Here is a 955-nt window from a genome sequence, read left to right as displayed (position 1 = left end):
TCTCGGTGTTGAAGCTCTTGTTCAGGTCTCGACATGAACGGCGAGCTTCGCCTTGATAAAAACCATTTTAGGATCCGCAGAGATCTATCCGAATTCATCAGAGGTGCCTTAAGCGATAAAGGTCGCCGCTGCTCAAAAAATGGGTATGTCGAAGAGGAATGAGTTATGCGGATGGTTCTTCTGCCCCATGTTGTTTAATGTCATCAGGATCAAGACCACATTCCTTAAAAGCTTCAATCATCTTGATGGCTGCAGTGTCATCGGATAAAGAGTGGTCGTTATCGATTCTGTTCAATGCCTCCATCAGCCTATCCTGGCGTTTAATAAACTCTTCAGTAGCCTGGTTACCGGCGTCCATAAAATCCGGTAAATGGTTTGGCGACTCAATAAGCGGGCTGCAGGAACCGATCGTGGATCTGAAAATACGAATTAGTAGCCAAATAAACCCTGACACAATTCCAGTGCATGACAGCAAAAGGCAAAGCTGTATCAGGTAAGGGTGTTGGCTAAAGCTCCACCCCTGGTTTTGGAAATGCTGTAAAAACAGATAGGGTCCAAAGATGAGTAGTAGCGATAAATAGAGTGGCCAAATCCTTTTGGTGCTCATGCTCTCCCTCGATTGATTGATCGTTACACTGGATATACCAATTGAGCATTCTTCTGGCGAGTAACAAATTCAGCTAGCAAATTCCTTTTGCAATCAGTGAATTAATTGACACCTTACCTAAAGTAAAAAGATTCTCTATCGATAACCGCTGCAATTTTATTTGTTGTATATCGTCTAAATACGAGATTTTATCATTAAATATTAAGACTACTGGGTGTGAGTGCTATTCTCAAGAGGTAGTGTCAATAATTAAGGCACCTCTGATTAATTCAGATGAACTCTGGCTTTCAGGCGAATTCAGAATCGCGACACGCCTTTGCAGTAAGGTCGAGACCTTTCAAAAAGGCG

General features: G+C 42.6%; 1 protein-coding gene. It reads right to left on the bottom strand.

The window, feature by feature from the left end; all coding sequences use genetic code 11:
• Positions 1-163: 163 nt before the first annotated feature.
• Positions 164-607 carry a hypothetical protein gene (locus MIB40_RS19430; RefSeq protein ID WP_249697157.1) on the bottom strand — a complete coding sequence of 148 codons (444 nt, stop codon included), beginning with the start codon at positions 605-607 and terminating at the stop codon, positions 164-166.
• Between the last annotated feature and the right edge of the window lie 348 nt (positions 608-955).

It is taken from the genome of Aestuariirhabdus haliotis, from assembly GCF_023509475.1.
GTDB lineage: Bacteria > Pseudomonadota > Gammaproteobacteria > Pseudomonadales > Aestuariirhabdaceae > Aestuariirhabdus > Aestuariirhabdus haliotis.
The sequence above is the reverse complement of the archived record's forward strand: the minus strand, read 5'-3'. Positions and strand labels throughout refer to the sequence as shown.